Origin of the sequence: Micromonospora sp. DH13, from assembly GCF_020873825.1 — a bacterium.
Taxonomy (GTDB): domain Bacteria; phylum Actinomycetota; class Actinomycetes; order Mycobacteriales; family Micromonosporaceae; genus Micromonospora; species Micromonospora haikouensis.
In genome coordinates this window covers 22563-48252 of the sequence record NZ_JAHWGR010000046.1, presented here as the reverse complement: position 1 = coordinate 48252, position 25690 = coordinate 22563, and the positions used below count along the sequence as shown (strand labels likewise).

Here is a 25690-nt window from a genome sequence, read left to right as displayed (position 1 = left end):
GGCTCAGACCGTCCTCTCCAGGACCACGAGGCAGCGGTCGGGCACGCAGATGGTGCCGCCCGCCTCGACGAGGGTCGGCTTCTCCGGGTCCGGGTCGGCGGTGCTGATCACCTGTTCCCAGCGCTGGCCGAACTCCTCCCCGGGCAGGGTGAAGTCGAGCGGGGCGTCGTGGGCGTTGAAGCAGAGCAGGAAGGACGAGTCGTGGTGGCGCTGGCCGTACTGGCCGCGTTCGCGGATGCCGTCGCCGTTGACGAACAGGGCCACCGAGCGGCCGAAGTCGTTGCCCCAGTCCTCGCCGGTCATCTCCCGGCCGTCGGGGGTGTACCAGGCCAGGTCGGGCAGCCCCGAGCCGGCGGCCCGGCCGCCGACGGGCAGGCCGGTGAAGAAGCGGCGGCGGCGGAACACCTGGTGGTTGCGGCGGAAGTCGACCAGCTTCCGGACGAAGTCCAGCAGCGGCTCGTCGGCGTCGTCCCAGTCGACCCAGGCCAGCTCGCTGTCCTGGCAGTAGGCGTTGTTGTTGCCGCGCTGGGTGCGGCCCAGCTCGTCGCCGTGGCCGAGCATCGGCACGCCCTGCGACAGGATCAGGGTGGCCAGGAAGTTGCGCCGCTGCCGCTGCCGCAGGGCCAGCACGCCGGGGTCGTCGGTCTCCCCCTCGACGCCGCAGTTCCAGGACCGGTTGTGGCCCTCGCCGTCGCGGTTGTCCTCGCCGTTGGCCTCGTTGTGCTTGTCGTTGTATGACACCAGGTCGTTGAGGGTGAACCCGTCGTGGCAGGTGACGAAGTTGATGCTGTGGAACGGGCGGCGGCCGTCGTCCTGGTAGAGGTCGGCGGAGCCGGAGATGCGGGAGGCGAACTCGGCGAGGGTGGCGGGCTCGCCACGCCAGAAGTCGCGCACCGTGTCGCGGTACTTTCCGTTCCACTCGGTCCACAGCGGCGGGAAGTTGCCCACCTGGTAGCCGCCGGGGCCGACGTCCCACGGCTCGGCGATGAGCTTGACCTGGCTGACCACCGGGTCCTGCTGGACCACCTCGAAGAACGTCGACAGCCGGTCGACCTCGTAGAACTCGCGGGCCAGGGTGGCCGCGAGGTCGAACCGGAAGCCGTCGACGTGCATCTCGGTGACCCAGTAGCGCAGCGAGTCCATGATCAGTTGGAGGGAGTGGGGGCTGCGGACGTTGAGGCTGTTGCCGGTGCCGGTGTAGTCGACGAAGTAGCGCCGGTCCTCTTCCGAGAGCCGGTAGTAGCTGGGGTTGTCGACGCCCTTGAAGCTCAGCGTCGGGCCGAGGTGGTTGCCCTCGGCGGTGTGGTTGTAGACCACGTCGAGGATGACCTCGATGCCGGCGGCGTGCAGCGTCTTGACCATGCCCCGGAACTCCTGCACCTGCTGGCCGAGGCCGCCGAGGGCCGCGTACCCGTGGTGGGGGGCGAAGAAGCCGATCGTGTTGTAGCCCCAGTAGTTGCGCAGCCCCAGGTCGGCCAGCCGGTGGTCGTGCACGAACTGGTGCACCGGCATCAGCTCCACGGCGGTGACCCCGAGCCGCTGGAAGTATTCGATCATGACCGGGGAGGCGATGGCCGCGTACGTGCCGCGCAGCTCCTCGGGGATGCCGGGGTGGCGCATGGTCAGCCCGCGCACGTGCGCCTCGTAGATCACCGAGTGGTGGTACGGGGTGCGCGGCGGCCGGTCGTTGCCCCAGTCGAAGTACGGGTTCACCACCACCGACTTCGGCATGAACGGGGCCGAGTCGGTCTCCGACATCCGGTTCTCGTCGCCGCCCACCTCGTAGTCGTAGACGGCCGGATTCCACTCGACGTCACCGTCGACGGCCTTCGCGTACGGGTCGAGCAGCAGCTTGTTCGGGTTGCAGCGGATCCCGTTCGCCGGGTCCCACGGGCCGTGGACCCGGTAGCCGTAGCGCTGCCCCGGCTCGATGCCCGGGATGTAGCAGTGCCAGACGTACGCGTCGACCTCGCGCAGCTCGACGCGGCGCTCGGCGCCGGTGTCCCACTCGTCGAACAGGCAGAGCTCGACGCGCTCGGCCACCTCGGAGAAGATCGCGAAGTTTGTGCCCATCCCGTCGTGGGTGGCTCCCAGCGGGTACCGCTCGCCCGGCCAGACCTGCATGTCGCTCCTCAGCCCATGATGATGAGCGCCCCGGACGGGGCCGTGCCCGCCGGGTGCGCACGCCGCTAATGCCCCGCCGTCGGTCGGCCCAATCCACCCGTTGGTGCCGTAACCATTTCCACCCACCTGATACCGACTAGACCTTTGGGTGGTGTCCGTCACCTTGGGCCCTCTCAGGATGCGGTTCGGGCCCGGATGCCCTTTCCTTGATACGGGGGCGTGTGGAAGCGCGCGTTCCCGCTCGGCCCTCGGCCACCCCACCATGTCCTGTCACGCCGCCATCGTTGCCGGCGCGTTCCACCCTGCACGGACGGAGTTCGATGTGACGACCCTGCGGGCCGGCGAGCAGACCGCCACCGCCGCGGACCGGCTCTGCCGGCCCAGCACCACCTCACGGTCCCTGATCCCGCAGCCGGCGCTCCCGCAGCCCGTCGGCTCCGGGGTGCCCCCGCAGACCCGCCGCATCCTCATGCTCTCCTGGGAGTACCCGCCGGTGCTCGTCGGCGGCCTCGGCCGCCACGTGCACGCCCTCTCCGTCGCCCTCGCCGCCGCCGGCCACGAGGTCACCGTCGTCACCCGCCACGCCGACGGCGCACCCCTGGAGGAGTACGCCGACGGCGTCCGCGTCCTGCGCGCCGCCGAGGACCCCGTCGCCTTCCCCCTGGCCACCGGCAGCCTCCTCGCCTGGACCATGGCCTTCAACCACACCCTCACCCGCGCCGCCCTGCGCGCCACCGAGAGCGGCTCCTACGACGTCATCCACGCCCACGACTGGCTCGTCGCGCACACCGCGATGACCCTGCGGGACCACCTCGACATCCCGCTGGTCAGCACGATCCACGCGACGGAGGCGGGCCGGCACCAGGGCTGGCTGCCGCAGGAGATGAACCGCACCATCCACGGCGTCGAGCAGTGGCTCAGCGGCGAGTCCAACCGGGTGATCGTCTGCTCGGCGTACATGCGCGACGAGGTCGGCGCGCTGTTCGACGTGCCGGCCGCCCGGGTCGACGTGGTGCCCAACGGGGTGGAGCCGCACCGCTGGAAGGTGCCGACGTCGGCGGTCGCCTCGGCGCGGGCCCGGTTCGCCGGGGACGGCCCGCTGGTCACCTTCGCCGGCCGGCTGGTCTACGAGAAGGGCGTGCAGCACCTGCTGGCCGGGCTGCCCCGGCTGCGGGAGCGGCACCCGGGGCTGCGCGCGGTGATCGTCGGCGACGGGCCGTACAAGCCGGCGCTGGAGGCCGAGGTGCACCGGCTCGGCCTCGGCGGCACGGTCAGCATGCCGGGCTTCCTCGGCGGCACCGACCTGCCCGCGGTGATGGCCGCCTCGGACTGCTTCGCGGTGCCGAGCATCTACGAGCCGTTCGGCATGGTCGCCCTGGAGGGGGCGGCGGCCGGCGCGCCCCTCGCGGTCGCCTCGACGGGCGGCCTGGCCGAGATCGTCGAGCCGGGCGTGACCGGGATGACGTTCGCCCCGCAGGACCCGGCGGGGCTGACCGAGGCGGTGCACGCCCTGCTGTCCGACACCGAGCGCGCCCGGGCGCTGGCCCGCCGGGCCCGCAGGATGGTCCACGAGCAGTACGGCTGGGCCGCCATCGCGCGCCGCACGGCCGACGCGTACGCCTCGGCGATCGCCAAGGCCCCGGCGTTCACCGCCGAGCGCGCCGAGCGGCGGATGAGCGGGGGCGCCGCCCTGCGGCGGGTCGCCGAGGGCAACCTGCTGGCCGCCGCCGGCCTGCGCTGAGGCGCAAGGAAGGGCCCCCTGTTAACGCTATCTGCATAGCAGGGGGCCCTTCTTAACAGCGCACAGGCAGCGTCAGCGGTCGGCGGGCCGCTCGTACGCGCGCTCCGGGGAGCCGATGTAGATCTGCCGCGGGCGGCCGATCTTGGTCTCCGCGTCGCCGAGCATCTCGCGGTACTGGGCGATCCAGCCGGGGAGCCGGCCGAGGGCGAACAGCACGGTGAACATCTTCGTCGGGAAGCCCATGGCCTTGTAGATCAGGCCGGTGTAGAAGTCCACGTTCGGGTAGAGCCGACGGGAGACGAAGAAGTCGTCCGCGAGGGCGATCTCCTCCAGCTGCATCGCGATGTCCAGCAGCGGGTCCGGCTTGGCCATCCGGCCGAGGACGTCCTGCGCGGCCTTCTTCACGATCGCGGCCCGGGGGTCGTAGTTCTTGTAGACCCGGTGGCCGAAGCCCATCAGCTTGACGCCGTCCTGCTTGTCCTTGACCTTGCGGACGAAGGACTGCACGTCGCCGCCGTCGAGCTGGATCTTCTCCAGCATCTCCAGCACGGCCTGGTTGGCGCCGCCGTGCAGCGGGCCGAACAGGGCGTTCACCCCGGCCGAGACCGAGGCGAAGAGGTTGGCGTTGCTGGAGCCGACCAGCCGCACGGTCGACGTGGAGCAGTTCTGCTCGTGGTCGGCGTGCAGGATGAACAGCATGTCCAGCACCTTGGCCATGACCGGGTCGACCTCGTACGGCTCCGCCGGCACGCCGAACGTCATCCGCAGGAAGTTCTCCACGTAGCCCAGGGAGTTGTCCGGGTACAGCAGCGGCTGCCCGATCGACTTCTTGTACGCGTACGAGGCGATGGTGGGGACCTTCGCCATCAGCCGGACCGTGGACATCTCGACGTGGTCGGAGTCGAACGGGTCCAGGCTGTCCTGGTAGAAGGTCGAGATGGCGCTGACGGCCGAGGAGAGCACGGCCATCGGGTGCGCGTCGCGCGGGAAGCCGTCGAAGAAGCGACGCATCTCCTCGTGCAGCAGCGAGTGCCGCCGGATCCGCTCGCTGAACTCGTCGAGCTGCTGCTGGCCGGGCAGCTCACCGTAGATGAGCAGGTACGAGACCTCCAGGAAGGAGGACTTCTCGGCCAGCTGCTCGATCGGGTAGCCCCGGTACCGCAGGATGCCCGCGTCGCCGTCGATGTAGGTGATCGCGGAGGAGCAGGCCGCGGTGTTCACGAAACCGGGATCGTACGTTGTCATCCCGGTTTCCTTGAGGAGCTTGCTCACGCCGATGCCGGCGGGGCCCTCGACCGCCGACTGCACCGGCATCGACAGCTGCCCACCGGGGTGATCGAGCTTGACTTCCGTCATGTGTTCCTCGCTTCGCCGGCAGATCTACGTTGAAATTGCCTTCGCTTTTACCGTAAACACGGTTGCGGGGACACCGCCCGTCGTGGTTCCGCAGGTGAGGTATGCGTCACCCGATTCCCGGGAGGTGGGCGCGGAAACCCGGGGGCCGGGGACCGACCTCGAACGGGGCCAATGTGACAAAAGGCCCCCGATCACGCACGAAGCGTGACCGGGGGCCCGGTGGGCAGCGGGAACGAAACTCTCAGGAAATACTCAGGTGACGCAGCTCGCCGCCCGGGCCGATCTGGTACAGGTCCACGCGGTTGTCCCCGGCGCGGAACAACCGGTCGTCGGTGAGGAAGGCCGCGAACCGGCGACCGCCGACATCCGGCGGCACCACCGGGACGACCGCCCCGATCCGCCCGTTGACGGCGACGGCGAGCAGCGTGCCGTCGCGTACCGAAGCCGGCACCGTGCCCCAGACCAGGGCCGGCAGCTCGCCGGTGTCCGGGTCCACGGCGCGGAACGCGGCGAGGTCGGCGACCCGCGCCGACCCGCCGGCCGGCCGCTGGCCCACGGTCGTGCCGACCAGCGGGTGCGGCTTCGGCGGCGGCAGCGCAGCGGGCACCCCGCCGGAGATCGTGACCGGCTCCGCCGGCCGGTCGTAGAAGCGCTTGTCGGCGCGCTCGCGCGGGGCCTGCCGGGCCGAGCGCCCGTCGACCTGCCAGGGGATCCGCACGTGCGCGTAGTCGGCGACGGTGGGCAGCAGGTCGACGTGCTCCCAGTTGCGGTCGTCGACCCGGCCGGCGCGCTGCCCGGGCTCCTTGACGAACATCGGCACCCACGCCACCTGCCCGGCCGCCGCGCGGATCGCGTCCATCCCCCGCCCCTGGGCGCCGTTGTCGAAGCTGACCCCGTGGTCGGCGGTGACCATCACCAGGGCCCGGTCGTACAGGCCGGTGGCGCGCAGCGTACGCAGCGTCTCGCCGATCAGCCGGTCGGTGTACTCCAGTTGGGCCAGGTGCCGCCGCCGGGCCAGGTCGACCCAGCCCGCGCCGTCGTTGGGCAGGTCCTCCGGGGCGGCGTAGCGGGCCCCCGAGGGCAGGAACTGCCACGGCGCGTGCGGCATCAGCAGGTGCAGGAAGTGCAGGGTGGGCCGGTCGCTGGGGCGCAGCCCGGCCAGGAAGCTGGTGAACCGGGCCGGCTGGTTGGCGTTCAGCCGGTCCCAGCGGAACTTCGGGTCGGCGGGGACGGGCTCGGCCGCGTCCAGGCCCGCCTCGGCGGCGGTCTGCTCGCGGTAGGACTCCTCCGGGTCGACGTGGCTGTCGACCGGGGCGGTGACCTGGCGCAGCAGCTTCCCGCTCTCCCGGACCAGGGTGCCGAGCCCCTGCCGGGGGCTGACCGGCTGGTCGCACCGGCTGGGCGGGCAGAGCCGGGTGATGCTCTCCTCGGCCCGGATGTCGTACAGGCCGCCGAGGGCGGTGAACAGGTTGTCCGGGTACTGCGAGTAGTGCGGGGCGACCGGCTTCGCCGGGTAGCGGCCGGTGAGCATGGCCGGCAGCGCGTACGGCGTCCAGCCGCTGACCCCGGTGGCGTTGCGGTACCAGGTGGAGCCGCCGGCCAGCTCGGCGAAGTGCGGGTAGCGGGCGGCGTCGATCCGCCCATCGGGGCCGAGCAGGGAGACCAGGGGCAGCTCGTCGAGGATCAGCATGACCACCGGCGGGTGCCCGCCCGGGGCGGCCACCCCGGCCGCGCCGGCGTCGCCGCGCGGCAGCACCACCGCCGAGGCCGGCGAGGCGAACAGGAACAGCGCCACGAAGGCCGCCGGCCCGGCCGCGGCCACCCGCAGCGCCAGGCCCGGCCAGCGCCACCGCCGGTGCGCCGCCGTCCCGGCCGCGCCGGCCAGCACGGCGACCACCAGCAGCGGTACGCCCCGCAGCGGCGTGACGTGCCGGCCCACCTGCACGGCGAGGGCGGCCAGCAGCAGGCCGACGAGCACCGTGTGCACGGCCGAGCGGGCGGACCGCCCCGCCAGCCGGCTCGCCGCCCCGAGCAGCGCCAGCGCCACCGTGGGCGCGACGGCGATCAGCGCGACGAGGGCCAGGATCTCGCCCCGGGTGGCCCGGTGGAACAGGAAGAAGTCGGGGCCGCGGCCCAGCACGTCCAGCATCGGCTGGGTGACCACCAGCCCGACCAGGGCCGTCACCTCCAGCAGCCGGCGCAGCTCGGCCCGCCAGCCGGCCGGCCTTCCGGGGCGGTCCGGGGTCGCCGCGGCGGCGGGCGGCGCGGCGGCCGGCGGTACGGGCGCGAGGGCCGCGTCAGCCACCCACCACCGCCTGGTAGAGCGTCCGGGTGCCGCCGGGCAGCTCGACCCGCCGCTCGACGCGGCACCGGGCGGCGAGCAGCCGGGCGAACTCGTCGGGCCGGTAGTCGGGGAAGAGACCGGCAGGCTTGTTGGCCAGCAGCCGCCGGGCCATCGGGTCCTCGGGGTGGACGAACTCGACCACCAGCCGACCCCCGGGGAGGCAGGCGTCGGCGAGCTGGTCGACGACCTGCGGCAGCGGCACGTTGCGCCCGATCGCCAGGTGGTGCACGACGGCGAGGGCCAGCACCAGGTCGGCCCGTCCTCGGGTGGCGAACGCGGCCCGCTCGACACCGCGCCAGCCGCCGCCGGGCGACGGATCGGCCAGGTCCATCACCAGCGGCAGCACCCGCCGCTGCTCGTCGGCGCGCAGCGCCGCGTACACCTCGTCGACCACGGCCGGGTCCTGCTCGACGGCGACGACGTAGCCGGCGTACCGGGCGGCGAGGCGGGCGTACCGGCCGTCGTTGGCGCCGAGGTCGAGCACCAGGCCGGGCGGTCCCGCGGCGGTCAGCGCCAGCTCGACGAAGCGCTCCTTGGCGGCGCGGTCGGCGGCGGAGTAGCTGCACGTGCGCTGGTAGTCGGCCCAGTGGCTGCGCACGTGGCGGGGGCGCAGCCGCCGGACCAGCCGCTCGATCCGGCGGACGGCGGCCAACGCCAGCTCCCGGGAGAAGCCGGCACCGCGCAGCTGCTCGCGTACCTCGCCGCTGGCCGCGTCGGCGTTGCGCTGCTGCATCGCCGAGTGCAGGTGCACGTGGGTGGGCACGCCGGGCAGCAGCCGCCGGACGCCGGTGAACAGCCGGCGCATCTGCTCCGGTGGGATGCCGTCGACCTGGGCCCGCAGCCAGGGCTGGAAGTCCACGCCGAGGTGCGCGGTGAGCAGCAGCGGGTAGAGCATGGTCTGGCAGAACTGCCGGTAGCCGGCCCAGGGCTCGCCGTCGCGGGCCGGCTCGAACGAGCCGACGTCGATGAAGACCGGCTCGACGCCGCGCCACTGCAGGTTGTAGGCCGAGCCGTCCTTCGTGGTGAAGCCGGCGGTCAGCGCGGCGCGCAGGATCTCCAGGTGCAGCAGGGCGGCGTCGCGCAGCATGCCGAACGACCACTCGTACGGGTGGGAGACGAACGGGATGCGTTCGTGGCGCAGCACCGCCGCCCACTGCGCGCCGGCCACGGCGGCGAACCGGGCCGGTTCGACGGCCTCGGTGCCGCAGACCTTGCCGGCCGCGAGCAGCGGCGGGAAGAAGTCGCTGGCGGACAGGGCCCGCCAGTCGCGCGCCGCCCGGGCGTCGAGGCCGCGCAGCACCTCCCCGTCGGCGTAGAAGACCCGGTTGGCCGGGTCGCGGAACGAGCCCGGATCGGTCCGGACGTCGGTGTGCGGGATGGTCATCGCCGGTGTGCCCCCGCTCAGGAACGGTCGGTGCGCTGGCGGCGGTACCGGGCCGTCAGCCGGCGCCAGTAGAGCTTCGCGGCCACCGCCGCTCCGGCCACCCCGCCGACCACCGCCTGCACGATCAGGCTGCCGGATCCCGCATCCAGGTAGGCCAGGTGCATCACGGCCGCTCCTTCCCCTCGCCGTCTCGGAGCCGACCCGGGCACCCGCCACTCTGGGGTGTTCGTGCCCAAAAGCCGGACTTGTCTCATTGCCACCGTACGCGACGCTCCGTCCCGTCGAGGCAACACCGGCCACTCCGGCCCGCCCGATCGGCGCGGTGTCCGTTCCGTTCAAGACGCCCGGCCACCCCGGCCGTACGGTCGGCGGTATGACACCTCAGTTCGATCTCGTCGGCACGACGGTCGCCGACATGGCCCGCACCCTCGACTTCTACCGCCGCCTCGGGCTGGACATCCCGGCCGGCGCGGAGGCCGAACCGCACGTGGAGCTCACGTTGGACAACGGGCTGCGGCTGGCCTGGGACACGGTGGAGACGATCCGTTCCTTCGACCCGGGCTGGACGCCGCCGACCGGCTCGCCCCGGATGAGCCTGGCGTTCCGGTGCGCGGACCCGGCGGAGGTGGACCGCCGCTGGGCCGAGCTGACCGGGGCCGGGTTCCACGGCCACCTGCCGCCGTGGGACGCGGTCTGGGGCCAGCGGTACGCCGTCCTGCACGACCCCGAGGGCAACGGGGTGGACCTGTTCGCCCCGCTGCCGGCCGGCTGACCGGGGCGGTTCAGCCGCGCAGCAGAGCGGCGGGCGCGACGCCGGCCAGGTCGCGCACGTCCCGGCTCAGGTGCGCCTGGTCGGCGTAGCCGCTGGCGGCGGCCACCTCCGCCAGCGGCGTCCCGGCCCTGGCCAGGGCGAGCGCCCGGCGCATCCGCAGGATGCGGGCGAGGGTCTTCGGGCCGTACCCGAACAGGGCCCGGCAGCGTCGGTGCAGCGCCCGGGGGGTCAGGCCGACCTCGGCGGCGGCCCCGGCGACCGGCCGCCCCGCGGCGAGCAGCCCGGCGACGCGCGCGCCGAGCGGGTCGGGGCCCCCGGCCGCGGCGAGCCGGTCGGCCGCGAGCGCCGCCAGCCCGGCGCCAGTGGGCGGTCCGCCCAGCCGCTCGGCGGCCTCGCGGGCCGCCCGGCCCCACAGCGCCTCCAGCGGCACCCGGGCGTCGCGCAGCTCGTCGGCGGGGACGCCGAAGACCGCCGGGCCGACGCCGGGCGGCAGGCGCAGCCCCAGCCACCGCTCCCCCGGCGCGGAGACGCTCAACTGCGCCGTGCGGTCGGGGCCGGCGACCAGCAGCCCGGAGCGGCTGGACCAGAGCAGGTCGAGGCAGCCGTCGGGCAGCACCCGGCTCGGGGTGCCGTCGCTGGTGGCGGTCCACAGCACCGCTCCGGGCAGCGCCGCCGGCCGTTCCTGGTACATCCGGCCCAGCATCCCACGCTGCCGCCGCATTGCCACCCGCACCGCCTTCCGCTCCCGCCGCTCCCGCTTTCACGCCGCCCAGTCTCGCCTGCGCCGCCAGCATTCGGTCACGCTCCGCAGCGTCCGGGTCCGACGTTGCGCTCCGTCACGACCTCCGGACCTCGTCCCACGCCTCGCGCCTCCTTTGCTCTGCACCCACATCCGCAACATGCGGCTGAGCTTGACCTTCATCGGATCAGGTCGGGCGTGACGCGTCGCCGCCGGTTACGCAGCGTGCACCGTTGCGCATGCGGGTGCAGAGCAAAGGGGTTCGCCGGGAGTGGAGCCAGTCGATCGGAGATTACCCAGCGTCATGAGCCGGCGGCGTGGCCGCCTCGCTCACCGGCGCGGGCTGGTCCCGGTGCCCGGCGACGGCGGCCGGCGATCGGCGGTGGTGCATCGCGGCGCGCAGCAGGACGAAGCGCAGGGCCGTGGCGGCCAGGTTGGCCGCCACCAGCACCGTGAGCTCGACCGCGCGGGGTGGTGCCGCCGCGACGGCGTGCAGGGCCGCCAGGGAGCCGCTGGTCAGCGCCAGGCCCAGGCCGAACGCCAGCAGGCCCTGCAGGTGGTGGCGGCCGGCGTGCCGGCCGCCACTGATGCCGAAGGTCAGCCGCCGGTTCGCCGCCGTGTTCGCCACGGCCGTCACCAGCAACGCCGTCAGGTTCGCCCACTGGGGGCCGAGCGCTCCCCGGGTGGCGACGAAGAGCACGAGGTACGCCAGCGTGCTCGCCACACCCACCGCGGCGAACCGGGCGAGCTGGCGCGGCAGCCCGACCGGCACCCGGGCCGGCGGCGGGGCCAGCGGGGCCCGGCCGAGTTGCGCGCGCAGCTCCGCCAGGGGCAGCGACCCGGTCAGCAGGGCCCGACCCAGCCGCCAGATGCCCCGCAGGTCGGCCAGGGCGGTGGCGACGATGTCCACCCGGCTGTCCGGGTCGTCCACCCAGTCGACCGGCACCTCGTGGATGCGCAGCCCGGCCCGCTGGGCCAGCACCAGCAGCTCGGTGTCGAAGAACCACCCGGTGTCGCGCACGAGCGGCAGCAGCCCGGCGGCCACGTCCGCGCGGATCGCCTTGAACCCGCACTGGGCGTCGGAGAAGCTCACCGCGAGGGTGCCGCGCAGCAGCAGGTTGTAGCCGCGCGAGATGACCTCCCGCTTCGTGCCCCGCACGACCCGGGAGGTGCGGGCCAGCCGGGTGCCGATCGCCAGGTCGGAGTGGCCGGAGATGAGCGGCGCGACCAGTGGCAGCAGCGCGGCCAGGTCGGTGGACAGGTCCACGTCCATGTACGCCAGCACCGGCGCGTCCGACGCCGACCAGGCCGCCCGCAGCGCCCGGCCCCGGCCCTTGGCGTCCAGGTGCCGCACCGTGACCTGCGGCAGCTCGGCGGCGAGGCCGTCGGCCACGGCCAGGGTGCCGTCGGTGCTGGCGTTGTCGGCGACGGTGATCCGGAACGGGTACGGGAAGTGCGCGGTGAGGTGCGCGTGCAGCCGCCGCACGCAGGGCCCGAGGTCGGTCTCCTCGTTGTAGACGGGGATCACCACGTCGAGCACCGCGGGCGGGGCGGCGACGCGGGCGTCCACGGTGGGGCGCGGCTCGGTGGATGCGGTCATCGGCTCAGCCCTCCTGTCCGCTGGTCAGGTCGTAGACGGTGACGCCGTCGACGGTCTTCGCCTCGAAGGCCTCGGCGACCCAGGCAGCGATCTCCTGCGAGGCGGAGCTGCCACCGTTGGCGCGGAACCCGCTGCCGCCGACGAAGTAGTGGATCTTGCCCTCGGCCACGTACCGCTGGAACTGCGCGAGCGTCGGGGACGGGTCGCTGCCGTTGAACCCGCCGATCGACATGACCGGTTCGCCCGTGGCGAGCTGGTAGCCGGAGGCGTTCTGGGAGCCGATGGTGGCCGCCACCCAGGTGTAGTCGACGGCGTTGGCCTCCAGCAGGCTGCGCAGCTCGGCGCTGGGCTCCCGGGAGTCCAGCAGGCCGCCCATGCCGCCGCCGGCCGGGCCACGGCCCTGGCCGCCCCCGCCGGGCAGTTGGCCGCCGCCCTGGGCCTGACCGCCGCCGGGGGCGCCGGGAACCTGGCCGCCCGGTGCCTGGGCACCGCCGGGGAAGGCGAACTGGCCGTCGGTACGGTTCTGGCCGCCCGGCGCGTTCTGGCCGCCGTCACGCATCCGACCGCCGCCGGGGAAGCCGCCCCGGCCCGGGCCGGAGCCGCCCTCCACGGCGGGGCCGGCGCTGGGGATCGACCCGGTGTGCGGGGTCGCGGCGGTCTGGATCGAGTACGCCACCGGGCCGGCGAGCGCCGCCGTCGCGCCCAGCGCCACGAGCACCGGGACGGCCCGTCGGGCCAGCCGGTCGGCGACGACCAGCAGCACCGCCGCGGCCAGGCCGCCGGCCAGCACGGCCGTGCGCAGCCAGGGGTACCAGTCAGGGCTGCGGCCGAGCAGCCGCCACGACCACCAGGCGGTGACGGCGAGGGTGACGGCCAGGGTGGCGGTCGCCGCGAGCGCCTGCCAGCGGGGCGCGCCCGTCGTCCGGCGCTGCCACAGCAGGGTGACGCCGATGCCGACGAGGGCGCCGACGGCCGGGGCCAGCGCCACCGAGTAGTACGCGTGGAAGATCCCCGACATGAAGCTGAAGATGACGCCGGTGACCAGGAGCCAGCCGCCCCACAGCAGCAGCCCGGCCCGCCTGCGGTCGGTACGCGCCGCCCGCCCGGCCAGCAGCAGGCCGGCGACCAGCAGGATCAGCGCGGCCGGCAGCAGCCAGGAGATCTGCCCGCCGTTCTCGGTGTCGAACAGCCGCCCGAGCCCGGTCTGCCCGGACGCCGGCCCGCGACCGCCGACGCTGCCCTCCTCCGCGCCGGTGATCCGGCCCAGCCCGTTGTAGCCGAGGGTCAGCTCCAGGATGCTGTTGCCCTGCGAGCCGCCGATGTACGGGCGGGCGCTGGCCGGCACCAGCTCGACGATCGCCACCCACCAGCCGGCGGCCACCACGACGCCGAGGCCGGCGGCCAGCACCTGCCGTACCCGCCGCCAGAAGCCGGTGGGCGCGGCCAGCAGGTAGACGCCCGCGAAGACCGGGATCACCAGGAACGCCTGGAGCATCTTGGTGAGGAAGCCGAAGCCGACCAGCGCTCCCGCGAGGACGATCCACCGGGTGCCGGCGGTCTCCACCGCCCGGACGGTGGCGTACGCGGCGCCGATCAGCAGCAGCACGAGCAGGGCGTCGGGGTTGTTGAACCGGAACATCAGCGTCGCCACCGGGGTGACGGCGAGGACCGCGCCGGCGATCAGGCCGGCCGCCGGGCCGTACCAGCGGCGGACGGTGGCGAACAGCACGCCGACGGAGGCGACGCCGAGCAGGGCCTGCGGGACGAGGATCGCCCAGCTGTTCAGGCCGAAGACGCGCACCGACAGCGCCATCAGCCACAGCGACGCCGGCGTCTTGTCGACGGTGATCGCGTTCGCCGCGTCCGACGAGCCGTAGAAGAACGCCTTCCAGCTCTGCGAGCCGGCCTGGGCGGCGGCCGAGTAGAACGAGTTGGCCCAGCCGGACGCGCCCAGCCCCCACAGGTAGAGCAGCGCGGTGGCCAGCAGCAGGGCCGCCAGCGCCGGGCGTACCCAGGCCGGGTCCCGCCGCCCACGCGCGGGCGGGCCGGCGGCGGCCGTGGCGTCCGTCGGCGTGGGGCCGGTCGACGCCGGCGGGGGCAGGGTCAGCAGGCTCTCTGTCTTGTCCATGCCGCCACTCTGCGCGACCCCACTGGCGACGGGCCGTGGGCGGCCTATGCGGTGGCTGTGGGGTCCGTGAACGCCGGCAACACGACGGTGAACGCCGTGCGACCAGGGCGGCTGGCGACCTCGACCCGGCCATGGTGGGCGTCCACCACGGCCGCCACGATGGCCAGGCCGAGGCCGGTGCTGCCGTGGGCGCGCGAGCGGGAGCTGTCGCCCCGGGCGAAGCGTTCGAAGACCTCGCCCTGCAGGTCGGGCGGGATGCCGGGGCCGTCGTCGGTGACGGTGAGCACCACCCCGTCGGGCTGGGCGGCGAGCCGGGCGGTGACGGTCGTGCCGGGCGGGGTGTGCACCCGGGCGTTGGCCAGCAGGTTCGCCACCACCTGGTGCAGCCGGGCGGCGTCGCCCGGCACCACCAGCTCCGCCTCGGGCAGGTCGAGCTGCCAGTGGTGCTCGGGGCCGGCGACGTGGGCGTCGCTGACCGCGTCGACGACGAGGGCGGTCAGGTCCACCGGCTCGACGGCGAGGGGCCGGCCGGAGTCGAGCCGGGCCAGCAGCAGCAGGTCGTCGACGAGGCTGGTCATCCGGGTGCTCTCCGACTCGACCCGGCGCAGCGCGTGCGCCACGTCCGGCGGGACGCGGTCGCGACCCCGGCGGGCGACCTCGGCGTACCCCCGGATGGCGGCGAGGGGGGTGCGCAGCTCGTGGCTGGCGTCGGCGACGAACTGGCGTACCCGCGTCTCGCTGGCCTGCCGGGCGGCGAGCGCGGCGGCGACGTGCCCGAGCATCCGGTTGAGGGCGCCGCCGACCTGGCCGACCTCGGTGCGCGGGTCGGTGTCGGCGGCCGGCACCCGCACCGACAGGGCCACCTCGCCGCGGTCCAGCGGCAGCTCGGTGACGCGGGTGGCGGTGGCGGCGACCCGGCGCAGCGGGCGCAGGGTGGCCTGGACGATGAGCGCGCCGAGGCTGCCGGCGACGAGCAGGCCGGCGGTGGCGACGCCGGCCTGGGCCAGCACCATCCACCAGACCGTCTCCTCGACGCCCTCCAGCGGCAGGGCGAAGATCAGCGTCTGGCCGTCGACGTACTGCCGGGCCACGGCCCGGTAGTCGCCCCGTTCGCCGAGGTCGATGGTGCGGGGACGGCCGTCGGGCGTGAGCCCGGCCAGCGGGGCGGCCGCGTCGGCGGCGAGCTGTTCGGTCGCGTCGGCCGCGGTGCGGGTGGTCGCCGACTGGACGCGGCCGTCGACGACCCGGGCCGCGATCGAGCCGGCCGGGAAGCCGGGCGGCAGGTCGACGGGACGCTGCGACGACGGGGGCGGGTTGGTGAACCACGGCGGCCGGTCACCGGGGCGGCGGCGCTGGTCGAAGGTGAGCTGGTCGTCGACCTGGGCGATGAGGAAGTGGTGCAGCGCCACCGTGGTCAGCGCGCCGATGCCGACGCTGACGAAGGCAAGCAGCGCCACCACGGTCACCACCAGCCGGGTGCGCAGGGACCAGCCGGCCAGCCACCGGCGCGCCCGGTCAGTCGGCGGGTTTGAGGACATACCCCGCGCCGCGCAGCGTGTGGATCATCGGCGCCCGCCCGGCGTCGATCTTCTTCCGCAGGTACGAGATGTAGAGCTCGACGACGTTGGCCTGCCCGCCGAAGTCGTAGTTCCAGACGTGGTCGAGGATCTGCGCCTTGCTCAACACCCGGCGGGGGTTGCGCATGAGGTAGCGCAGCAGCTCGAACTCGGTGGCGGTGAGGGTGATCAACTGGTCGCCGCGGCGCACCTCGTGGCTGTCCTCGTCGAGGCTGAGGTCGCCGACGGTCAGCACGGCGTCCTCCCGGGTGGCGATCGCGAAGCCCGAGCGGCGCAGCAGCGCCCGCAGGCGGGCGATCACCTCCTCCAGGCTGAACGGCTTGGTCACGTAGTCGTCGCCGCCGACGGTGAGCCCGGCGATGCGCTCCTCGACCGCGTCGCGGGCGGTGAGGAAGAGCACCGGCACGGTCGGGGTGTGCTCGCGCAGCCGGCGCAGCACCTGGAAGCCGTCGAGGTCGGGCAGCATCACGTCGAGCACCACCGCGTCCGGCTGGAACTGGCGGGCGGTGCTCAGCGCCGCCATCCCGTTGCCGGCGGTGCGGACCTGCCAGCCCTCGTAGCGCAGGGCCATCGAGAGCAGGTCGGTGAGCGTGGGCTCGTCGTCGACCACCAGCACCCGGACGGGCTCGCCGTCCGGTCGGCGCAGCTCGATGCGGCCCTGCGCGGCCTGCCCCTCCATGACCATGCCCCCCATCGTGGGCACGCCCGCTGTGCCCCACCCCAGCAGATCCTGTGTACCAGCTGTGGGAGTCGGGCGGGGCCCGATCCGGCCCGCCGCCGCACAGCCCGGGCACAGCCTCGCCCCAAGCCCGGTCCAGCCGGGCCCGGCAGGCTGCCCGGCATGGACAGGGAGCCGGGCCACACCTGGGAGAGCCGCTGGACGCACCGGGGCCGGCCGATGCGGGTGGCGGTGACCGACCGGCACGTGCTGCCGGCGGCCCGCCGGGAGCTGACGCTGCTGCTGGCCGGTCTGCGTCGCGGCGACGCCACGCTGGCCCGGGCGCTGCGGGCCGCCGGCCGGCCGGTGCCGGTCGGCCCGCGGCTGCGGGACCTCGTCGGCGTCGCGCTCGGCGCGGCCGAGGCCAGCGACGGGGCGGTGGACCCCACCGTCGAGGCGGCCCGGCTGCGCCGTCGGCGGACGCCGGGGCTGCTGCCGGTCTGCGGCGGCGCGGCGGCCGGCCCGGTCCCGGTGGCGAACTGGCGGGCGGTGACGCTCGCCGGAGACCTGCTGGCCCTGCCGCCGACCCTGCCGCTGGGCCTGGCCGCCACGGCGACCGCCCAGCTCGCCCGGCGCTGCGCGCAGCGGATCTCGGCCCGAACCGGGGCGGGGGTGCTGGTCGGCGTCGGGAACCGGGTCGCCGTCGCCGGTCCCGCCCCGCCGGGCGGCTGGCCGGTCGCCGCCGGCGACCGGGTCGTCGCGCTCACCGCCGGCGGGCTGGCCACCGCCGACGTGCGGGTCGACGGCGGGGTGCTGGATCCGCGCACGGGCGCGGCGCCGGTCTCGCCGTGGGCGTCGGTCACGGTGGTCGCCCCGGACGCGGTCCGCGCCGCGATGCTCGCCGTCGGGGCGCTGGCTAACGGCCCGCACGGCCCGGACTGGCTCGCCGCGCGGATCGGCGACGGCGTCGCGTACCCGACGCCCGGCCGTGCGGTGGCGCCGGCCCCCGGCTGAGCGGTCGGCGGCGGGCGGGACCGTCCCGCCGGGGATCCGGGGCGACACCCCCGGCGGTTTGCCCAGCTCGGGGGCCGGGTATCGGGGCAGGCAGCGCCGCCGTCGACGGGCGGCGTCGGGGCACGAGCGACGAGGAGCGGTCGATGAGGACGCTGGACGGGCGGTACCAGCTCGAACAGCGCATCGGCGTCGGCGGGATGTCCGAGGTGTGGCGGGCCCACGACACCGTGCTGGACCGGCCGGTCGCGGTGAAGCTCATCTCCCCCGGGCGCGAGGACGTCCCGGTGGAGCGGATCCGGGCCGAGGCCCGCTCGGCGGCCCGGCTGGTGCACCCGAACGTGGCCAGCGTGCACGACTTCGGCACGTCCTCGACCCTGCCGGGCCGGCCGGTGCCGTACATCGTGATGGAGCTGGCCGAGGGGGAGACCCTCGCGGCGCACCTGCGCGCCGGGCCGCTGGACTGGCGCATCGCGGTACGCGTCTGCGCCGAGATCGCCGCGGCGCTGGCCGCCGCGCACGCGCACGGGATCGTCCACCGGGACGTGAAGCCGGCCAACGTGATCCTCACCCCGTGCGGGGTGAAGGTGCTGGACTTCGGCATCGCCACCCCGGCCGGGGTGCCGGACGAGGCGCCGGCCGGCATCGTGGTGGGCACCCCCGCGTACCTGGCCCCCGAGCAGCTCGACCGGCAGCCGGCGACCCCGGCGGCCGACATGTACGCCCTCGGGGTGCTGCTCTACTACTGCCTCGCCGGGCGGCTGCCGTACCCGGCCGACAGCACCACCGAGCTGCTGGGGGCGCGCCGCCGGCGTCCGGCCGAGCCGCTGCCGCCGATCGACGGCCTGCCGGCGGAGGTGGCCGGGCTGTGCCGGCAGCTGATGGCCGACGACCCGACGCGGCGGCCGAGCAGCCTGATGGCGGCGCTGCTGCTGGCCGAGGCCGTCGACGCCCGGGTGTACGTGCCGATGCTCGCCACGGCCCCGCCGAGGCAGCGCGGCGGCGCCGGGGTGTCCCCGTGGACCCGGGAGGCGGCGGCCGAGGCGACCCAGGCGGCGACGGTGGGCGGAAGCCCCGGTTTCGCCGGGCGCGCGTCGGGTAGCCGGGCGGGTGACTGAGGGGGGACGCGATGCCGGATCCGAGTTCCTGGCTGCACGAGGCCACCGCCACCGCCGAGGGTGGTCACGTCCGCACCGACGACGGCGGGTTGTCCACCGCGCTGGCGTCCCCGCTGGCGCCGCACTGCACGGGGCTGACGCCGGAACAGCTGCTGGCGGCGGCGTTCGCGTCCTGCCTGCACCACGCCGCGGTGGAGGCGGCCGGGCAGATCACCGACGAGGCGCACACGGTGCAGGTGCGCGCGGAGGCGCGGCTGGGTCGCGACGACGACGGCCGCTACCGCGCCGACGTGCACGCCTCGATCTCCTCCGCCGGGCTGAGCCGTCAGCAGCTCGCCGAGCTGGTCGCGCACGCCGACCGGTTGTGGCCGTTCTCCAGCGGTGACAACAGCCGGCACCGGTTGACGGTCACGCCGGCGGAGAACGGGCGCGGCTGACCTTCTCCGCCACCGCCGGGACCGGCGTCGGTCGGCCCCGGGCCGGCCCGTCCGGTCGGGCACCGGGCCGTCGGCCGAACGCCCGACCCCGGCGTCGCCGCGCGAGCGCGTGGCACGCCCGCCGACTCGACGCCTTTCCGAACGGCGAATCGGTCATACCGTAAACGGGGCAATGGCGAGCTTGGACCGGGTTGCCATCCTTCTCGGGCGGCTCGTCCGGGGGGAAACCCGCAAACTGTGACGCATGCCACCAACCACCCCGGTGGCAGGGCGCTGCGGACTATCTAGCCTCGGCGGGTGCGTCCCTACGAACCCGCCGAACCGAAGCAGGCCCACGACCGAGCGGATGGCCGACCGGCCGAGGCCGCCTCCGCCGAACGGGCGGTGGGCCGGCACCGGCGTCCCGACCCGCCCCGGCGCGCGCTGCTGACGTCCACCCGGGTGCGCGCGGCCCTGGTCACGGGGGTGAGCTGCTGCCTCGGCGTCGCCGCGTTCGCCGGCACCCGCCAGGCCGACGGCCCCGCGGAGCCGGTCCAGGGGGCCCTCGTCGATCGGGCCGCGGCCGCCGCCGAGGCCGAGCAGCGCGCCTCCCGCTCCCTCGACCGCTCCCCGGCGGTCCCGGTCACCATCTCGCCCAGCCCGACGGCGAAGCCCAGCCCCAGCGCCACCCGCAAGCCGAAGCCGAAGCCCGCCAAGCCGGCGCGCCCCCGCCCCGTCGCCGGGCTCAGCCAGCTCCAGATGGACAACGCGAAGACCATCGTCGACGTGGGCCGGGACATGAAGCTGCCCCGGCGGGGACTCGTCGTCGCGGTGGCCACCGCCATGCAGGAGAGCAACCTGCACAACCTGGCCAGCGACGTGCTCCCCGAGTCCGCCAACTACCCGCACCAGGGCAGCGGCTCCGACCACGACTCGGTCGGGCTGTTCCAGCAGCGGCCCAGCAGCGGCTGGGGCACCGTCCGGGACCTGATGCGCCCCGCGTACGCGGCCCGCGTCTTCTACGAGGCGCTGCTGGAGGTGCCCGGCTGGGAGGAGATGAGCGTGACCGCCGCCGCCCAGGCCGTGCAGATCTCGGCGTTCCCCGACGCGTACGCGCAGCACGAGGAGCGGGCCACCACGGTCGTGGCGGCGCTGACCTGAGCCGGCTCAGGCGACCCGGCTGCCCCAGTCGCCCGGCGGCTCGATGGTGACGCCGGCCGTGCCGACCCGGGTGCTCGGCACGCCGCCGCTCGGCACGCCCGCCGCGGCCGTGGGCGTGTCCACCGCGACGGCCGGCCCGGCGAGGATCTCGTCCACCCGGGCCTCCCGGCGTCGGCGCGCGGCCAGGGCGGCCTCGAAGTCCCGGCGGGCGCTCAGCGCCTCGGCGTACACCTGCTCGCGGACACGCCGGGCCTCCTCGCGGGCCGCGTCCAGCTCGAACCGGGCCTGGGCCAGGATCCCGGCGGCCTCCCGCTCGACGTCGCCCAGCGCCGCCCGCGCGCCGTCGGCCCCGGCGGCCAGCTCGGGCCGGTGCTCGACCAGCTCGCACAGGCGGGCCGCCTCGTCCCGGAACCGGTCCCAGTCCCGGCCCGCCCCGGCGGCGCCCTCCGCGCGCGCCGCCAGCCGGCTCAACCGGACCGCCAACTGATCGAGGCAGGAGTCGACCTGCCGCCGGTCGTAGCCGAACTCCACGACGGAGAACCTCATACTGTCGCCCCCAGGCAGCCGATGTTTCTTCCCCACCTGGAATCCTCGGCGGCGCGGCCGGGCGGCGTGCGCGTTCGGGAAAAATGTTCAGCATCCGAGCGGCGACGCCCCGGGCGGCGTCAGCCGGGGCGCGGGGTGGGGCGTCAGCCCGGGGGCGCGGGCGTCAGACCCGCTTGGGCAGCACGACGACCCGCCCGAAGAACTCGTCGATGCGGCGCACCACGTCGTTGAAGTCGTCCAGGTCGATCGGCTTGGTCACGTACGCGTTGGCCTGGAGCGTGTAGCTGCCCACGATGTCGGTGTCGGCGTTGGAGGTGGTGAGCACCACGATCGGGATGGTCCGCAGGTCGTCGTCCTGCTTGACCTCGCCGAGCACCTGCCGCCCGTCCATCCGAGGCATGTTCAGATCGAGCAGGATCACGTCCGGCCGGCGGGCCTCGGTGTGCCGGCCGGACTGACGCAGGAACTCCATCGCCTCCTGGCCGTCGCTGACCACGTCGATCACCTTGTCGACGTCGGAGTCGGCGAGGGCCTCCTCGATCATCAGGACGTCGCCCGGGTCGTCGTCGACCACGAGGATACGAACGGGGCCGGGGGTGCTTCCAGCCATGGGAACCTGCCTCGGGTCGACGCGGACGGCGACCTCACGATCGCCTGCTGGCGGGGAAATCTAGCCCATCACGGAGCGGACCGCACTGTCGGGTGGCCCGTGTCGGGCGGGTAGCCCAGCACCTCCGCCAGCCCCGTCAACCGCAGCACCCGCTCCACCCGGCCGGTGGCGCCGGTGACCCGCAGCCACCCGCCCCGAGCCGTGGCCCGGTTGTCGCCCCGGACGAAGGCGGCGATGCCGGTGGAGTCGCAGAAGGTCAGCTCGGCGAGGTCGACCAGCAGGTGCCGCTCCCCCTGCTCGGTGAGCCGGTCGAGCACCGCGGTGAGCTCCGGCGCGGTGCTCATGTCGAGCTCGCCGGCGAGTCGCAGGCACGCCCCACCGCCGTCCCGCTGGGCGTACGTGACGGTGAACGTCAACGTGGTCCCTCTCGCTCCATCGCAGCCGAATGCTTGCAGTGCAGCAAGTATAAGCAGGGGGCCGCCGGAGGCCGGCACGCCACGGTCACCGCGCCGACGCGCCCGCCTGCTGGGCGAGCAGCGCCAGCCCACCGGCCAGGAAGCCCGCGGCGCGCGGGAAGTCCCGCAGCTCACCCGCGAGGTGGTCGAGGGTGAGGGCCACCGCCGCGGCCGGCACCCCCCGGCTGACCAGGATGCCGGTCAACCACTCGACGAACTCGGTGAACAGCGTGCCGTCGTCGACGAAGACGGCGGCGGCGAGGAAGTCGACGATGTGGCCGAGGTCGCTGACGGTCGAGTCGAGCTGGACCGCGTCGTACTCCCGCACGCCCGGCACCCGCGCGCGCAGATCGCCCAGGGCGCTGTCGATCAGCGCAGCCCGCCGCTTCACGAGGCTCGCGTACTCGTCGTCGGCGAGGTGGGCCAGGTCGACCGGGGGGACGCGGCGCAGGGCCCGCTCGTCGGCCACCAGGTCGGCCGCCCCCGGCGCGTCGGGCGCCCACGCCACCCCGAGGCGGCGGGCCCACCGCCCGTCCCGGCCGAAGCCGCGCCCGCCGACCACCACCGGCACGTCGGAGCGGCGACACGCCTCGACCATGCGGTACGCGTGCGGCAGCCGCATCGGCAGCGCGCAGGCCAGCGCCACGGCGTGCGCGTCGTGCCGGTGCAGGTACGACACCAGGTGCGCCGCCGGGACGCTGGCCCCGAGGAACGTGACCTGCCAGCCGCGCAGCCGCAGCACCTCGGCGACCAGCCGGGGCGGCAGCGCGTGCCACTCGCCGTCCATGCACGCCACCACGATCCGCCCCCGGGTGGCACGGGGGTTGGCCCGGGCCGCGACGGCCGCCACCACCCGCTCGCTGATGTGGGTGGCCGCATGCTCCTGGGCGACGCTCCACGCGTTGCTGGCCCACCGCCGGCCCACCTCGACCTGCGCGGGGGCCACCAGCTCCAGCAGCACCCGTTCGGCCGGCACCCCGGCGTCGACCAGCCCGAGGGCGGTCTCGATCGCCGCGTACTCGTCGGCGGACTCCAACGCCAGCAGGAAGCCGGGGCAGGCGTCGGCCGGTGAGCCGACGGCGGCGGGGACGGTCACGCGGTGGTCTCCTTCGGGCGGTGGAACGGTCGGGCGGGCGGTCAGGGCAGCGCCGGCACCGCGTGCAGGTGCCGGGCCGGACGGCTGTGCGGCCCGGTCGCCCGCAGCGCGAGCACCGCGATGTCGTCGTGGTCGCCGTGGGCCAGCCAGTCGCAGGTCACCTGCTCGATCCGTTCGGCCAGCGCCGGGGCCGGCATCCGGTGGCAGCCGCCGAGCGCGTGCAGCAGCCGGTCGACGCCGAACTGCTCGTCGCCGCGCCGGCCGCCCCGGGCCTCGGTCACCCCGTCGCTGTAGAGCAGGCAGGTCTCGCCCGGCGCCAGCTCGACGGTCACCTCCCCGATGCGGGGGTCGGGCACCACGCCGATCAGCATGCCGCTCAGGCCGACCGTCTCCACCTCCCCGGAGGAGCGCAGCACGAGCGGCGGCAGGTGGCCGCCGCCGGACATGGTCAGGGTGACGCCGCCGTCGCGCCGGGGACGCACCACGCCGAGCACCATGGTGGCGAAGCGGCCCTGCCCGTGCGCCAGGGTGGTCTCCAGCAGCGCGTCGTTGAGCAGCCCCAGCAGCCGGGCGGGGTGCGACTCCACCCGGTGCAGGGCCTGCAGGCACTGGCGCAGCTGGCCGGTGAAGACGGCCGCCTCGACGCCCTTGCCGGCGACGTCGCCGAGGAAGAACACCGCGCCGCCGTCGGGCAGCCGGTGCGAACCGTAGAAGTCACCGCCGATGCGCAGCCCCGCCTGCGCCGGCCGGTAGGCCGTGCCCCACTGGACGCCGGGCACCTCGGCCGGCTCCACCGGCAGCAGGCTGGCCTGGAGGGTGTCGGCGACCTCGGCCTGGTCGCGGTAGAGCACGGCCGTGGTCAGCGCCGCGCCGGCCCGGGCCGCGAACGCGCGGAGCAGGTCGACGTCGGCCTCGTCGTAGTAGCGGGCCGAGCGCCGGGCGACGAGCAGGGCGCCCGCCGGCAGGTCCCGTCCGGGCAGCGGCACCACGCGCACGCTGACGTCGACGGCGTCCAGGCCGGGCAGCCAGCCCGCCTCGACCGCCTGCTCGACGAGCCAGTCCAGCGTGTGCGGCTCGGCGCCGGCCAGCCCCTCGTCGATGGCCGCCGGCAGGTCGACGGCGTTGAGCACGCCGCTGTCCACGCCCGGGGCCTCGTCGTCGACCCGGGTGGCCCGCCACCAGCGCGCCCGGCCCGACCGGGGGGCGAGCACCAGCACGGCCACCTCGGCGAGGGTCGGCACGGCGAGCCGGACCACGGCGGCGGCCGCACGATCCGGGTGCAGCGGGTTGCCGAGCTTCTCCCCGACCACGGCCAGGAAGGCCGAACGGGCCCGCTCGGCCAGCAGGGCGTCGGCCCGGGTGACGCTCTCGGTGACGTCCTCGACGTAGTGGCAGCTCCGGCCGGCGGACAGCGGCACCTCGCGGACGCGCAGCCGGCGGCCCCGGTGGCCGAACTCGCCCCCGGCCGGCGACGTCCGCAGGCCCGCCACCCCGGACGCGGCGAGCAGCTCGCCGACGGCCACCTCGGGCAGCAGCCGCTCGGCGACCGGGCTCAGTTGGCGCACCACGCCGGCGTCGTCGCAGACGATCAGGCCCTCGCGGAAGTGCTCGACGACCTCCGCCCAGTCGGGCGCGGGCGGGCCCCGGTCGGGAGCCAGGGGTGGCAGCGCGGCGGGAGGCCGCACCGGCACGTCGGCGGACCACGCCGGGGCCCGGGCAGCACTCGGCGTGGCGATCCGTCCGTCGCCCGGGTCCCAGTCCCTGACGTCGGTAGCAGTCACCAGCTGAGCCCCACTCCCTCTCGACACCCGCCCGACACCCGCGGGCCACCGGAAACGGCGTATGTGGTCCAATCTCCTCACCCCACCCTACGCCGGTCCACCGGTACCGCCACCCCACGCTGCCCTGAGCTGCCGAATCGTTCTCGACGGGCGACACCCGCCGGGGATTGTTACGATCCGAGACGAACCTGCCCGACCGGCAGCCCTGCGGAAAGGCGTGATCGTGGTACCCCAGGGGAGGAAACCCGAGGCGACGCCGCTGACCATGTCCGTCGATCTGACCGAGCCCGGCGCGCCCCTCATCCGGGTCGGTGGTGATCTCGCCTTCACCACCGCCGCGCCGCTGCGCCACGAGGTGGACCGGCGGCTCGCCGAGCACCCGTCAGTGCTCGTGCTCGACTTCGCCGACCTGCAGTTCATCGACAGCACCGGGCTCTCGGTGATCGTGCACGCCTGGCGGGAGGGGCAGCAGAGCGGCACCACCCTCCGGCTGCGCTCGACGCCCCGGTTCCTGGACACCATCCTCGACATGACCGGCGTCACCGGGCTGCTCGCCCGCCCGCTGCCCGATGGCGAGCAGTCCGTGGGAGGGCCCGGTTCGCGCCGGTCGGCGGCGTCCGCCTGAGACCCCCCAGCGTTTGTCGATCACCCTAGGCTGGGAACATGGAGGCATGGCAGCTCCGCTGTTGACCATCGAGGTGAGCTGGCCCGCCCCCGGGCGCGCCCGGCTTCGGCTGGCCGGCGAGCTGGACTACGACACCGCGCCGGAGCTGGTGGAAGCCGCCGCCCGGTTGCGCCGGGACGGCTGCACCGAGCTGGAGATCGACCTCGGCGCGATCACCCTCTGCGACTCCTCCGGCCTGAGCGCGCTCGTGGTGATCCACCGCAACGGCACCGGGCCGATCCGGTTGACCGGCACGAGCGACCAGCTCCAGCAGCTGCTCGACCGCACGGGCCTCGCCGAGGTGCTCGCCACCGCCCACCACCCCGCAAACCCCGCCGCCACAGCCTGACCCCCGCCCCGCCGGCCCGCCCAGCCCTCGCCGCAGGCCGCTTCGCCTCGGTGATCAAGA

The 25690-nt window shown here is 74.9% G+C and carries 23 protein-coding genes; 8 read left to right on the top strand and 15 right to left on the bottom strand.

Annotated features, from left to right (window positions below):
- Positions 1–3: 3 nt before the first annotated feature.
- Entirely contained in the window at positions 4–2124 is a 2121-nt protein-coding gene (gene glgX / locus LPA42_RS30185; RefSeq protein WP_077939905.1) for a glycogen debranching protein GlgX, read from the bottom strand.
- 322 nt (positions 2125–2446) lie between these two features.
- Between glgX and LPA42_RS30180 the strand changes: the two genes are divergently transcribed.
- On the top strand, positions 2447–3865 hold the full coding sequence (locus LPA42_RS30180) for a glycosyltransferase family 4 protein (RefSeq protein ID WP_077939904.1): 1419 nt from the start codon (positions 2447–2449) through the stop codon (positions 3863–3865).
- 72 nt (positions 3866–3937) lie between these two features.
- Here LPA42_RS30180 and LPA42_RS30175 read toward each other — a convergent pair whose 3' ends face one another.
- From LPA42_RS30175 to LPA42_RS30160, 4 genes are all read right to left on the bottom strand, one after another.
- Entirely contained in the window at positions 3938–5221 is a 1284-nt protein-coding gene (locus LPA42_RS30175) for a citrate synthase (RefSeq protein ID WP_077939903.1), read from the bottom strand.
- A 241-nt stretch (positions 5222–5462) separates the two neighbouring features.
- Complete coding sequence (locus LPA42_RS30170; protein ID WP_228987036.1) at positions 5463–7526, bottom strand: sulfatase-like hydrolase/transferase; 2064 nt, start codon at positions 7524–7526, stop codon at positions 5463–5465.
- Positions 7519–8949, bottom strand: a complete 1431-nt coding sequence (locus tag LPA42_RS30165) for a bifunctional 2-polyprenyl-6-hydroxyphenol methylase/3-demethylubiquinol 3-O-methyltransferase UbiG (protein ID WP_077939902.1) — start codon at positions 8947–8949, stop codon at positions 7519–7521. The genes LPA42_RS30170 and LPA42_RS30165 overlap by 8 nt, the downstream gene beginning before the upstream one ends.
- 17 nt (positions 8950–8966) lie before the next feature.
- Complete coding sequence (locus tag LPA42_RS30160) at positions 8967–9116, bottom strand: hypothetical protein (protein ID WP_165949904.1); 150 nt, start codon at positions 9114–9116, stop codon at positions 8967–8969.
- A 206-nt stretch (positions 9117–9322) separates the two neighbouring features.
- Between LPA42_RS30160 and LPA42_RS30155 the strand changes: the two genes are divergently transcribed.
- Positions 9323–9721 (top strand): VOC family protein, encoded by a 399-nt coding sequence (locus LPA42_RS30155; protein ID WP_077939901.1) that lies wholly within the window; start codon positions 9323–9325, stop codon positions 9719–9721.
- Positions 9722–9731: 10 nt separating this feature from the next.
- On the opposite strand, the gene LPA42_RS30150 is transcribed toward LPA42_RS30155, so the two are convergent.
- The 5 genes from LPA42_RS30150 to LPA42_RS30130 form a co-directional block, all read right to left on the bottom strand.
- On the bottom strand, positions 9732–10412 hold the full coding sequence (locus LPA42_RS30150; protein ID WP_077939910.1) for a helix-turn-helix domain-containing protein: 681 nt from the start codon (positions 10410–10412) through the stop codon (positions 9732–9734).
- A gap of 340 nt (positions 10413–10752) precedes the next feature.
- On the bottom strand, positions 10753–12060 hold the full coding sequence (locus LPA42_RS30145) for a glycosyltransferase (RefSeq protein ID WP_077939900.1): 1308 nt from the start codon (positions 12058–12060) through the stop codon (positions 10753–10755).
- A 4-nt stretch (positions 12061–12064) separates the two neighbouring features.
- Positions 12065–14188, bottom strand: coding sequence for a glycosyltransferase family 39 protein (locus tag LPA42_RS30140; RefSeq protein ID WP_077939899.1), 2124 nt, complete (start codon positions 14186–14188; stop codon positions 12065–12067).
- 44 nt (positions 14189–14232) lie between these two features.
- Entirely contained in the window at positions 14233–15726 is a 1494-nt protein-coding gene (locus tag LPA42_RS30135) for a cell wall metabolism sensor histidine kinase WalK (protein ID WP_077939898.1), read from the bottom strand.
- Complete coding sequence (locus LPA42_RS30130; RefSeq protein ID WP_091284281.1) at positions 15704–16444, bottom strand: response regulator transcription factor; 741 nt, start codon at positions 16442–16444, stop codon at positions 15704–15706. The genes LPA42_RS30135 and LPA42_RS30130 overlap by 23 nt, the downstream gene beginning before the upstream one ends.
- A gap of 162 nt (positions 16445–16606) precedes the next feature.
- Between LPA42_RS30130 and LPA42_RS30125 the strand changes: the two genes are divergently transcribed.
- From LPA42_RS30125 to LPA42_RS30110, 4 genes are all read left to right on the top strand, one after another.
- Positions 16607–17437, top strand: a complete 831-nt coding sequence (locus LPA42_RS30125; protein WP_228987035.1) for an FAD:protein FMN transferase — start codon at positions 16607–16609, stop codon at positions 17435–17437.
- A 143-nt stretch (positions 17438–17580) separates the two neighbouring features.
- On the top strand, positions 17581–18552 hold the full coding sequence (locus LPA42_RS30120) for a serine/threonine-protein kinase (protein ID WP_077939896.1): 972 nt from the start codon (positions 17581–17583) through the stop codon (positions 18550–18552).
- Positions 18553–18563: 11 nt separating this feature from the next.
- Complete coding sequence (locus LPA42_RS30115) at positions 18564–18989, top strand: OsmC family protein (protein ID WP_077939895.1); 426 nt, start codon at positions 18564–18566, stop codon at positions 18987–18989.
- Between the two features lie 384 nt (positions 18990–19373).
- A complete protein-coding gene (locus LPA42_RS30110; protein WP_228987038.1) occupies positions 19374–20129 on the top strand; it encodes a hypothetical protein in 756 nt (251 codons plus the stop codon).
- A 6-nt stretch (positions 20130–20135) separates the two neighbouring features.
- Here LPA42_RS30110 and LPA42_RS30105 read toward each other — a convergent pair whose 3' ends face one another.
- The 5 genes from LPA42_RS30105 to LPA42_RS30085 all read right to left on the bottom strand — a co-directional run bounded on the left by LPA42_RS30105 (position 20136) and on the right by LPA42_RS30085 (position 24617).
- The gene (locus LPA42_RS30105; protein ID WP_077939894.1) at positions 20136–20675 is read right to left on the bottom strand and encodes an ATPase; all 540 of its coding nucleotides are present in this window, start codon (positions 20673–20675) and stop codon (positions 20136–20138) included.
- A gap of 163 nt (positions 20676–20838) precedes the next feature.
- The gene (locus LPA42_RS30100; protein WP_043968664.1) at positions 20839–21285 is read right to left on the bottom strand and encodes a response regulator; all 447 of its coding nucleotides are present in this window, start codon (positions 21283–21285) and stop codon (positions 20839–20841) included.
- 68 nt (positions 21286–21353) lie between these two features.
- Positions 21354–21701 carry an STAS domain-containing protein gene (locus LPA42_RS30095; protein ID WP_077939893.1) on the bottom strand — a complete coding sequence of 116 codons (348 nt, stop codon included), beginning with the start codon at positions 21699–21701 and terminating at the stop codon, positions 21354–21356.
- An 85-nt stretch (positions 21702–21786) separates the two neighbouring features.
- A complete protein-coding gene (locus LPA42_RS30090) occupies positions 21787–22836 on the bottom strand; it encodes a B12-binding domain-containing protein (protein ID WP_077939892.1) in 1050 nt (349 codons plus the stop codon).
- A gap of 41 nt (positions 22837–22877) precedes the next feature.
- Positions 22878–24617, bottom strand: coding sequence for a PP2C family protein-serine/threonine phosphatase (locus LPA42_RS30085; RefSeq protein WP_077939891.1), 1740 nt, complete (start codon positions 24615–24617; stop codon positions 22878–22880).
- A gap of 217 nt (positions 24618–24834) precedes the next feature.
- Between LPA42_RS30085 and LPA42_RS30080 the strand changes: the two genes are divergently transcribed.
- Positions 24835–25242 (top strand): STAS domain-containing protein, encoded by a 408-nt coding sequence (locus tag LPA42_RS30080; RefSeq protein ID WP_228987034.1) that lies wholly within the window; start codon positions 24835–24837, stop codon positions 25240–25242.
- Positions 25243–25288: 46 nt separating this feature from the next.
- Positions 25289–25630: an STAS domain-containing protein gene (locus tag LPA42_RS30075; protein WP_228987033.1), complete on the top strand. Its 342-nt coding sequence runs from the start codon at positions 25289–25291 to the stop codon at positions 25628–25630.
- Positions 25631–25690: the final 60 nt, after the last annotated feature.

What these genes read in the sequence shown, in the direction of transcription:
- LPA42_RS30165 (WP_077939902.1), bottom strand. Translation starts at nt 8,949, where the DNA reads ATGACCATCCCGCACACCGACGTCCGGACCGATCCGGGCTCGTTCCGC.
- LPA42_RS30105 (WP_077939894.1), bottom strand. Translation starts at nt 20,675, where the DNA reads ATGAGGTTCTCCGTCGTGGAGTTCGGCTACGACCGGCGGCAGGTCGAC.
- LPA42_RS30155 (WP_077939901.1), top strand. Translation starts at nt 9,323, where the DNA reads ATGACACCTCAGTTCGATCTCGTCGGCACGACGGTCGCCGACATGGCC.
- LPA42_RS30135 (WP_077939898.1), bottom strand. Translation starts at nt 15,726, where the DNA reads ATGTCCTCAAACCCGCCGACTGACCGGGCGCGCCGGTGGCTGGCCGGC.
- LPA42_RS30125 (WP_228987035.1), top strand. Translation starts at nt 16,607, where the DNA reads ATGGACAGGGAGCCGGGCCACACCTGGGAGAGCCGCTGGACGCACCGG.
- glgX (WP_077939905.1), bottom strand. Translation starts at nt 2,124, where the DNA reads ATGCAGGTCTGGCCGGGCGAGCGGTACCCGCTGGGAGCCACCCACGAC.
- LPA42_RS30130 (WP_091284281.1), bottom strand. Translation starts at nt 16,444, where the DNA reads ATGGAGGGGCAGGCCGCGCAGGGCCGCATCGAGCTGCGCCGACCGGAC.
- LPA42_RS30150 (WP_077939910.1), bottom strand. Translation starts at nt 10,412, where the DNA reads ATGTACCAGGAACGGCCGGCGGCGCTGCCCGGAGCGGTGCTGTGGACC.
- LPA42_RS30100 (WP_043968664.1), bottom strand. Translation starts at nt 21,285, where the DNA reads ATGGCTGGAAGCACCCCCGGCCCCGTTCGTATCCTCGTGGTCGACGAC.
- LPA42_RS30120 (WP_077939896.1), top strand. Translation starts at nt 17,581, where the DNA reads ATGAGGACGCTGGACGGGCGGTACCAGCTCGAACAGCGCATCGGCGTC.
- LPA42_RS30175 (WP_077939903.1), bottom strand. Translation starts at nt 5,221, where the DNA reads ATGACGGAAGTCAAGCTCGATCACCCCGGTGGGCAGCTGTCGATGCCG.
- LPA42_RS30075 (WP_228987033.1), top strand. Translation starts at nt 25,289, where the DNA reads ATGGCAGCTCCGCTGTTGACCATCGAGGTGAGCTGGCCCGCCCCCGGG.
- LPA42_RS30115 (WP_077939895.1), top strand. Translation starts at nt 18,564, where the DNA reads ATGCCGGATCCGAGTTCCTGGCTGCACGAGGCCACCGCCACCGCCGAG.
- LPA42_RS30140 (WP_077939899.1), bottom strand. Translation starts at nt 14,188, where the DNA reads ATGGACAAGACAGAGAGCCTGCTGACCCTGCCCCCGCCGGCGTCGACC.
- LPA42_RS30145 (WP_077939900.1), bottom strand. Translation starts at nt 12,060, where the DNA reads ATGACCGCATCCACCGAGCCGCGCCCCACCGTGGACGCCCGCGTCGCC.